This window comes from Bacillus sp. 22475 (assembly GCF_052044835.1).
GTDB classification, from domain to species: Bacteria; Bacillota; Bacilli; order Bacillales; family Bacillaceae_G; genus Bacillus_A; species Bacillus_A cereus.
In genome coordinates this window covers 1-461 of record NZ_JBQENW010000101.1, presented here as the reverse complement: position 1 = coordinate 461, position 461 = coordinate 1, and the positions used below count along the sequence as shown (strand labels likewise).

Below are 461 nucleotides of genomic sequence, written 5' to 3'. Positions count from 1 at the left end.
TCCTAGTGTCAAGGCATCCACCGTGCGCCCTTTCTAACTTAACCAAACTAAAAATTAAAAAATATGAGCTACACTGTTATCTAGTTTTCAAAGAACATACCATTTGCTATTTAAAATAGCTTTTTGGTGGAGCCTAGCGGGATCGAACCGCTGACCTCCTGCGTGCAAGGCAGGCGCTCTCCCAGCTGAGCTAAGGCCCCAAAATGTATGGTGGGCCTAAATGGACTCGAACCATCGACCTCACGCTTATCAGGCGTGCGCTCTAACCAGCTGAGCTATAGGCCCATACAAATTGCAGGATTTATTTATATCATATCCTCATTTAAGAGTCAATGTTGAATTGAACTCTCAAAACTAAACGAAAACGAAACACGGAAACTTATATTGATGAACAGCGTTCATCAATTCTCCATAGAAAGGAGGTGATCCAGCCGCACCTTCCGATACGGCTACCTTGTTAC

2 tRNA genes are annotated in these 461 nt (G+C 43.8%); both read right to left on the bottom strand.

Going from position 1 to position 461, the window contains the following annotated elements:
• Window positions 1-124: 124 nt before the first annotated feature.
• A tRNA-Ala gene (locus tag ACTJJY_RS32105) sits at window positions 125-200 on the bottom strand.
• 8 nt (window positions 201-208) lie between these two features.
• Window positions 209-285 (bottom strand) — tRNA-Ile (locus ACTJJY_RS32100).
• Between the last annotated feature and the right edge of the window lie 176 nt (window positions 286-461).